The sequence below is a fragment of the Candidatus Nitrosotalea sp. FS genome (assembly GCF_011319475.1).
Lineage (GTDB): Archaea > Thermoproteota > Nitrososphaeria > Nitrososphaerales > Nitrosopumilaceae > Nitrosotalea.
Map to the genome: position 1 here is coordinate 1 of NZ_RCMC01000059.1, position 7,715 is coordinate 7,715.

A 7,715-nucleotide genomic window follows, 5' to 3' on the forward strand; every position below is an offset into this window, starting at 1 on the left:
ATGAAATAGAAGAATGTTAAGATATGAATCTATATCAGTTTTAAAGAGCGGATGTTAAACCAATTTCCAAAATCCATTAATGTGTACTGGATAGATATTGATCATGTTAAAATACTAACAGAGCAACGCTTTAACAATGACAAATAAAATTATCGCAATGACTATCATTGGGATCGTTCTTGTCCTGACTGTTGTATCGCCAAACATGGTGTTTGCAACATCAGGCGCGGCTCACGGTCCAAACACAGTCACTCAAACCTTCTTTGTCTCTGCACAGAGTGCAACTCTGCCCTCATTTGGAGGATCAGGACTTGTTAATACAGGAATCAATCTGGTTCCTACTGGTTCATACACAGTCACTGTCACCGGTGATGGAGTCTGGGCAACTGGTGATGGAGGAGGCGGTTGTAGTGCAGCTGCAGACGCAAGTGGTAGTGGTGCAGGCATAAGTGCACCAGATAATTCATGTGGATACGTAGGATCGGGTACAGCAGCATCAAATTTCCTAGCTCCAGGCTTGACAGCATTTAGCTTAATTGGTCAAGCAGGTTCAGGATCTTTCTTTCAGCTAGGTACCTCATCTACTATAACAGGTCAGTCTGGCCCATTAATGCTGGGATACAACGACAACTTTTATGGAGATAACTCCAAAGGATTCTCTGTAACAGTTTCCTATACTTGTTATCCTGGTAACGGCTTTGGCGACACAAACCACATTCACTGCGGACCACCAGGACAAAATTAGGCTTTAGGTTCCTCTTTTTTATTTTTTTATATGTTCACAATATCACCAGAATAATAGTACGGGTTTTGAACTAAAATCGAAATACCCATCAAAGGTATCACTATGTTACAGAGAGTATTATTTTATCCAAGTCATTTATAATGATGTCATTCAAGCGAGTTTTTTGTCATCTGAAACTGATGTCCTATTTTTTCTTGCAACCAAGATAGAACCTGCTGTTGTCACAATGTTTGAAAGTATGATCACATATACTGCAATGCTGACAAATGTATTTGCAAGTGGAATGCCGTCGTTTAGTGCAGCAATTGATAACGTGGCAGGAACAACTCCCTGTGCACAGATGATAAATATTGCAAGCTGATCCTTGCGTAGCTCTGATTTTATTGTAGATGCCTTTGTCGCAATGAATCTAAAGACAAGCAAGATTCCAATTACAAGCAACCCAAGCACGAGGTTTGACAAAATGGTAGATGGTGTAATCACAAACACAAGACCCAGGAATACAAAAAAGAATGTCTCCATGAGAAATGATATCTCGCCCTGAAACTTGTAGAACTGCTCGTTCATGTCTGCAAGGTCAAATTTTTGGCCAAGGCGGGACAAGATGACCTTTGAGCTACCCAAAAATAAGCCAAAGATGAGCACTGCCACTAGTCCGCTTCCATGCAAGACTTCGGTTATGGCATATGTGACAAACAATAGTCCAAGAGATAGGACGTATGTATACTTGAAATTTCTAACGTATCTTAGTACAAACATCCAGACAATGGACAAGCCAATTCCTACTGCAATCCCAATTGAAAAACTGGTTCCAATTGTGATCAGTGGTAGTGTCCAGTTGCTGGTGCCAGTCTTGTACAGGCTCACAAAGGCTTCGTAAAACACAATTGAGTAAATTGAATTCAAAATTGATTCTAGTGTTAGAAATGTTATGGTATTTTGGCCAAGTCTGAGTGACCTTGACAACGGAATGACAACGACTGATGCTGTCTCTCCACCAACCATTGAGCCAAATATTAGTGACTGGAGCAGATCCCATTTTAAAATAAAGTGAAGTGAAAAACCAATCAAAAATATGCTTGATACCACATAGATTGTCACTTGGACTACTGTCCTTGGACTTCCCCTGATGACTTCTTTTATCCTCATATCCATGCCACTGTAAAATAAGATCATGATGAGCGTAAAACTTGCAAACAGACCAAGAACTGGAATCAGAGGCTCTCGTGGAAATACATTGAAGACTGGCCCGAGTATGATTCCAACTGAAATCAAAAACAAATAGTACGAGATTCCTGTTTTTTTAAAAAAGATCTCTCCTGCAAATCCCAAAAATATGATTCCTGCGGCGGCGGAAAAGACAATTATCTCGTTTATCACAAAATTTCTAAAAACTGATATGATAAAATTCTGTCGTATGTTATTAATTTATAGAAATNAAAAATGGAAAAGTTTGATGACAAACTACTCCTATTGCTGAAAAAATAATAAAAAACACTTTCATTTTACATTAACTATTCAGAAAATTCAAATGATATCATAGTCTTGTCAATTTGTACATCAATTTTTCTATCAAACACCTCTTCGAAGATCAATTCTAGGATTGTCTTGTGATACACAGACCAGTTTTTTCCCAGTTCATGTTTCATTACATACCTATGAAAATTCTCGTCTTCATGGATATGACTTACTTGAACAGACGAGTTTATCATTCGAAGCTCAAACCATGACAAAAATGACTGGATGTCCATTTTGCCCCTCATAAACAAGGCCATGTTCTTTACCTCGTCCTTACCAACGCGTGTGGCAACGCGGATTATCTCTTTTTGACTGAGTTTTCCAAAGACATGAATGAAGACTTGCTTGTTTATCATTACAAAGCCAACTGTAGACTCGTACATGCCCCAATCCAGAAACTGCTTTAGTGCCTGATTTACAAGTGTATTTGTACTCACTTGCCTATTTCCGGATTCATTGCGCAATCGCTTGATTGTATTTTCATCTAACCGAAAGGTAATGGTGGAAGTTTTTTTAGTGTTTGAGCTCACTCTTTCTAGTATATACCGTTGAGCTTTTAAGATTGTATTGATTTCACACATCATATTGTGGATGTTAATAAATTTGGGTTAACCATGTTAATCGTGCTTTTAATAAAATCAGTCATCAACATACAGTATGCAGATGGTACCAAACCCAACAGGAGAAATGTATGCATGGATCACAATGGCTGCAGTGAGTGCATTAATGTCAGCAGTTGGAACATTTACAGCATGGAAAAGACATAGGTAGAAACTATCTAAATTTTTTTGCAGATCATTTTACAAGGATTATGTTGTTTCAAGAAAGAATTTTTTGAGATCATAATATCTTGCTCGTACAGTAGTAGATGTCACACCCGACGCCTTTGTTATCACAGACTGTGACTTGTGTTCTGCATTAAGGACACATGCAAGATACAGTGATGCAGCGGCTAACGCTTTTGGACTTTTCCCATGTGTCAAGCCTGCATCCTCAGTGGTGCACAGTATCTCTAGTGCATGTCTTCTGGATTTTTCACTAATTTGCGCCTCAGTTGCAATTTGCGTAAGAAAGTCTTTGCAGTTAAACGGGTTTACTGACAAATTCAATTCTTCTACCAAGCTTCGATAAGTTCGCGTAATCTCTTTTCTTCCAATGTTGCTTGTGTGTGATATCTCATAGAGTGTTCTTGGTACGCCATTTTGCTTACAAGATGCATAAATGCATGCACACATGATGTTCTTTGATTTTCTCCCTATAGTCAATTTTGCCTTGATAGCTTTTCTATACAGATGTGCAGAATTTTCTGCCACAGCGTCAGGTATGCCAAGTTTCATCTGAAGCATGTTAAGAAATAACAGTGCAGACCGTAGTGTCTTGTTTTTTGAAGCAACAGTACTTCTAGCGTTAAGTATCTTTAGGCGATAAAATTCATTTCTTGCAGTACCAGAGAGAAATTTCCCCCCAGCATCCCTATTTGATATTATAGTGGTCATATTCATGTCAAACATTGTCAGGGAGTTGGCAGAACCGGTGTTTTTCTTTGATGCATAATCTACAGGATCATATCCGTATGATGGAAAAATTTCAGTTGCTTTTTCCTCCAAGACCTGACCGCATGAACTGCAAAGTGTCTCGCCTGAAACATTATCAGTGATTACAGACAGTTTTTTGCACCCATCAGTAGTGCATGTTAGAAAGACCTCGTTTGTTTTCATGGATAAATTTGTGACATGATCTAGATCCTGTTTTACAAGGATCTGCTTGCGCTTGCTCATGGAATCAGGTCCGCCCACTGTTTTCTTTCTTGGGTTGGGAAAGGCTGAATCTTCTCAATGTCTTCTTTTATCAGCTGCAATGCCAATTCAGATTCATTTCGTAATTCTTCCGAGATGTGTCTAGAACGGATTTGTGCAATACCCTTGAGAGTATAGTTCATCTCAACTTCAAGAAGTGTCTGGTTTCCAATCGGCGTTATCAAAATGTCTTTTATTCCAATCAATATACCCCTAGTCCACTTGATGTGAATTCCCTCCATTGGAAACAGGATAACTTTTTGGTAACATTTGTCAGAATTGCTAAGCGTTACCTCACGCGTAAACACATTTGCATTTCGCGATATGTTTCTAACCCGTACCATTCCTTTCCAAAAATAAGGATCTCTTTCAATTCCAGATATTACGCTCCAGACTTTTTTAATGGAAGCATTTATCATTATTTTTGAAATGATTCGGATCATGAAGTGATTTGCCAAACTTGAGTTAAATTCTAGCTAGTACACACTGCAATCATCGGTATTGAAATACAATGGTTACAGAGATAACACGTGAGAGAAACATTTGTGCTCATAAACTGTGATCTTGGAAAGGAACAACAAATTGTCAAGTCTTTGCAAAAATTGCAGAATGTCAAGGAGGTCCAGGCAACACATGGAGTATATGACATAGTTGCAAAGATCGAAACAAAAACAGAAAAGGAGCTAAATGAAACAATACGCACGAATATACTAGGCCTAAGACCAGTTCAGAGTGTACTTGCATTACAAACAGAATAACCAAAACAATTCAGATTTGCATTAACAGTTGCAGAAGGAATACGTTCTAGATTGTCACGATTTGGCTGATGCATCTCTTTGCCTGTATTTTGCCCAGGCATTGTTTATTGTAAAGACAAGTCTTTTTCCAAAAATGCTTTCCATCCATAACGGAATTACAAATTTTCTGTTTGGTGAAAAATATCTATAATACTTTTCATAGTCAAGAGCTTGATCATCAAGAACATTTTGTGCAACAAAATTTCCACAAAATGTGCCCCAAGGCAGCCCAACACATCCAAGGACAAAATGAGTCCATGGGCGTTCGGGGTCAATTAGTACAGTTGGAACAAGGTCTCGAGTCATGTCAATTCGTCCCTGCCAGTATTGGGTAAACCTAAGAGGTCGAATTGATGGGATTTTTTCTTTTAATTCATGTATGACATGATCTATTACACGTGGTGTTGTGGTATCATTTTTTGCATAGGTTGTGATCATATCCCCTCCACCTACAAGTAGTCGCTTTGTTCCAGTGAGTCGAAAATATGTGTAGATAAGATCCGAGTCCCAACATTGCATCGGTCCTTGCGGAAAAAGTTTTGCAATATCTTCATCACCTAGCGGCTCGCTGATTGAAAGAAATGTCTGCGCATGATACACGCTTTGGTTATATTTTGTAATCTCGGGCTTGGGCTTGTCGATGCAAAATATTATCTTGTCTGCAGTGACAGAGCCAAGATGGGTATGAACGGTGTGACCTTCCCAAGAGAGCACTTCAGATGACTCAAAAATTTCAGTGCCATTGTCCAAAAGCACCTGCTTGATTCCTTGTGCATATAAGAGAGGATTTACCCCGTATGTCCCAGAATAACGAATTGCCCCGGAATAGACATGCGACCCAATTACAGAAGGTACCTCAGATTCTTCGTATATTGTACTGGAATAGCCAAGTTTCTTGCGCGACTCTACCTCTTCTTGTACATCTTTCCATCCACTTGCACCTTTTCCAAGAAATAAACAGTCTTGCACTTGAAGATCGCACTCTATCCTGTGTTTTTGTATATTGTCAACCATTATTTCCACCCCTTTTGCTGCAACTCCCCACAGATCCCTAGCACCATTGATGCCATATTTTCGCAGTAGTTGAGACAGTTCAAGTTCGCTGTCAGGAGTTAGAAAACCCGCACTTTTTCCAGTAGAGCTACCACCGCAAATATTCTTGTCAACAAGTACCACTTTTTTTCCAGATCCAATTAGACATAGTGCAGCAGATAGACCTGCAACACCTGCACCAACTATTAGTACATCTGTCTTTATGTGACCCCGTAAAGGCGGCCTGATAGGTTCTTTTATTCCCAACAAGGTAGTAAACCACCAATTTTGTAAGATCATATGTCTTGACTTGTATTGCAATTACTATGGTTGATACTATTTCTATGTGGTGTTGATTTTCATTTTAACATAAATCAAAAAAATCACACATTCTAAACATGCATCTAGTTGAATCATGATTTCTTTTCAACAAATTTAGATTTAATTTAACAAAGTTAATTCAACTTTAAATAAAATCATCTCTTAATTTTACACGAAGATATGTGGAAGAAACAAACATTGCATTTCAGATTCATACTATCATCTCTGATGCTCTTTATTATACTTGCAAGTTTTGGTTCACTGCTTTATCAAAGATCCCTAGCTCCATCAGCAATAGCTCTTTCAGAGAAAGGTAATGTTACAAACATCAGAAGAGTCAAGACAACAGTAGTAATACAACCGATCTTCACACAAGCTGCATATGGAAATAATGGATTTTACTCGTATTATTTTGGAAAATGTGACAAAAAATGCTTGACAGTTCCCATTCCAAACAAATTCAACGGATCTTATGTAACAGGAGGAGCATCAAGCAATGTACTTTTACAGCAGAATTATAGTCATATTGACGATATTGACATAGACAAAAACCCCGATATTTTAAAAAAATATGATGTAGTAATCCTGCTTCACAATGAATACGTTACAAAAAAAGAGTTTGATGCCATTACACATCACGTACATGTCATTTATCTTTACCCAAATGCACTTTTTGCTCAAGTAAAAGTAGATTATAACAAAAATACCATCACGTTAATGAGAGGTCACTGGTATCCAAATAAAAAAATTGTAAATGGTTTTGATTGGAAATTTGATAATACCAAGTTTGAGTTAAACACAAAATGTAATGACTGGCATTTTCACAATATTGACAATGGAATTATGCTAGATTGTTATCCTGAATACATAATACAATCAGATAAATCACTTTTGCATGCAATAAGGAATTATTTTATTCCATCAGACTGAGGATAAATGAAAAATCCGAGTCAGGTGGGCACATCTACTTCACTTTCATAACAGAATCAGGTGCTGAAAAAGCACTTGCACATATCAATGAAAGACTGAGATATTCTGATTTTATAATGAGGTTATTCAGACGAGGTTGTGTTGTTTTCTTTATCATCATAAGAGTATAACGAATCATCTCGCACATATGTACCTGCATCTTTAAATTTGCTCGGCGTATCTTCCTTTTTCCCATACCAATGTCTAAAAATTAATGCAGCTGGACCTCCAATTAGACTAAGAAGTAGTGGATAAATCCAATAATCCATTACACATGTACACCATTTCTTGTCTAGTAATTACCATAATCAAATAAAAATATGTCTTAGATTGCACAATAAGGATAATCTCATTAGATTACAACAAAGGACATTTCAAAATAATTTTCTTGTAAAACAATCATGGCCATTATTTTCAAAGTGTATTCTGAAACAATTCAAGACTCACTAATTGATTTCACAACCAGTTTAACATCCTTTTACCTAATCTTACAAGTGTCTACACAATACTGCGTATTTCATCCCATAAATAATGGTA

General features: G+C 37.6%; 9 protein-coding genes. 3 read left to right on the forward strand and 6 right to left on the reverse strand.

What is annotated here, in order from left to right; translation table 11 throughout:
* Nucleotides 1-157 precede the first annotated feature (157 nt).
* Nucleotides 158-745 carry a hypothetical protein gene (locus DYY66_RS02835; protein WP_166286039.1) on the forward strand — a complete coding sequence of 196 codons (588 nt, stop codon included), beginning with the start codon at nt 158-160 and terminating at the stop codon, nt 743-745.
* 150 nt (nt 746-895) lie between these two features.
* Here the strand turns inward: DYY66_RS02835 and DYY66_RS02840 are convergent, their stop codons facing one another.
* From DYY66_RS02840 to DYY66_RS02855, 4 genes are all read right to left on the reverse strand, one after another.
* Nucleotides 896-2,125, reverse strand: a complete 1,230-nt coding sequence (locus DYY66_RS02840) for a cation:proton antiporter (RefSeq protein ID WP_166286041.1) — start codon at nt 2,123-2,125, stop codon at nt 896-898.
* 134 nt (nt 2,126-2,259) lie between these two features.
* Nucleotides 2,260-2,700, reverse strand: coding sequence for a hypothetical protein (locus tag DYY66_RS02845; RefSeq protein ID WP_166286043.1), 441 nt, complete (start codon nt 2,698-2,700; stop codon nt 2,260-2,262).
* A gap of 372 nt (nt 2,701-3,072) precedes the next feature.
* Nucleotides 3,073-4,041, reverse strand: a complete 969-nt coding sequence (locus tag DYY66_RS02850; RefSeq protein WP_166286045.1) for a transcription initiation factor IIB family protein — start codon at nt 4,039-4,041, stop codon at nt 3,073-3,075.
* Entirely contained in the window at nt 4,038-4,502 is a 465-nt protein-coding gene (locus DYY66_RS02855; RefSeq protein WP_166286047.1) for an SRPBCC family protein, read from the reverse strand. The genes DYY66_RS02850 and DYY66_RS02855 overlap by 4 nt, the downstream gene beginning before the upstream one ends.
* 87 nt (nt 4,503-4,589) lie before the next feature.
* Here DYY66_RS02855 and DYY66_RS02860 point away from each other — a divergent pair, with 87 nt between their 5' ends.
* Nucleotides 4,590-4,817 carry an Lrp/AsnC ligand binding domain-containing protein gene (locus DYY66_RS02860; RefSeq protein WP_166286049.1) on the forward strand — a complete coding sequence of 76 codons (228 nt, stop codon included), beginning with the start codon at nt 4,590-4,592 and terminating at the stop codon, nt 4,815-4,817.
* Nucleotides 4,818-4,871: 54 nt separating this feature from the next.
* Here DYY66_RS02860 and DYY66_RS02865 read toward each other — a convergent pair whose 3' ends face one another.
* The gene (locus tag DYY66_RS02865; protein WP_166286051.1) at nt 4,872-6,155 is read right to left on the reverse strand and encodes an FAD-binding oxidoreductase; all 1,284 of its coding nucleotides are present in this window, start codon (nt 6,153-6,155) and stop codon (nt 4,872-4,874) included.
* A 282-nt stretch (nt 6,156-6,437) separates the two neighbouring features.
* Here DYY66_RS02865 and DYY66_RS02870 point away from each other — a divergent pair, with 282 nt between their 5' ends.
* Complete coding sequence (locus DYY66_RS02870) at nt 6,438-7,139, forward strand: hypothetical protein (protein ID WP_166286053.1); 702 nt, start codon at nt 6,438-6,440, stop codon at nt 7,137-7,139.
* Between the two features lie 122 nt (nt 7,140-7,261).
* Here the strand turns inward: DYY66_RS02870 and DYY66_RS02875 are convergent, their stop codons facing one another.
* Nucleotides 7,262-7,447 carry a hypothetical protein gene (locus DYY66_RS02875; protein WP_166286055.1) on the reverse strand — a complete coding sequence of 62 codons (186 nt, stop codon included), beginning with the start codon at nt 7,445-7,447 and terminating at the stop codon, nt 7,262-7,264.
* Between the last annotated feature and the right edge of the window lie 268 nt (nt 7,448-7,715).

Bases quoted from the DNA above. Each gene is read 5' to 3' on its own strand.
- DYY66_RS02855 (WP_166286047.1), bottom strand. From the start codon at position 4,502: ATGATCCGAATCATTTCAAAAATAATGATAAATGCTTCCATTAAAAAA.
- DYY66_RS02870 (WP_166286053.1), top strand. From the start codon at position 6,438: ATGCTCTTTATTATACTTGCAAGTTTTGGTTCACTGCTTTATCAAAGA.
- DYY66_RS02835 (WP_166286039.1), top strand. From the start codon at position 158: ATGACTATCATTGGGATCGTTCTTGTCCTGACTGTTGTATCGCCAAAC.
- DYY66_RS02850 (WP_166286045.1), bottom strand. From the start codon at position 4,041: ATGAGCAAGCGCAAGCAGATCCTTGTAAAACAGGATCTAGATCATGTC.
- DYY66_RS02875 (WP_166286055.1), bottom strand. From the start codon at position 7,447: ATGGATTATTGGATTTATCCACTACTTCTTAGTCTAATTGGAGGTCCA.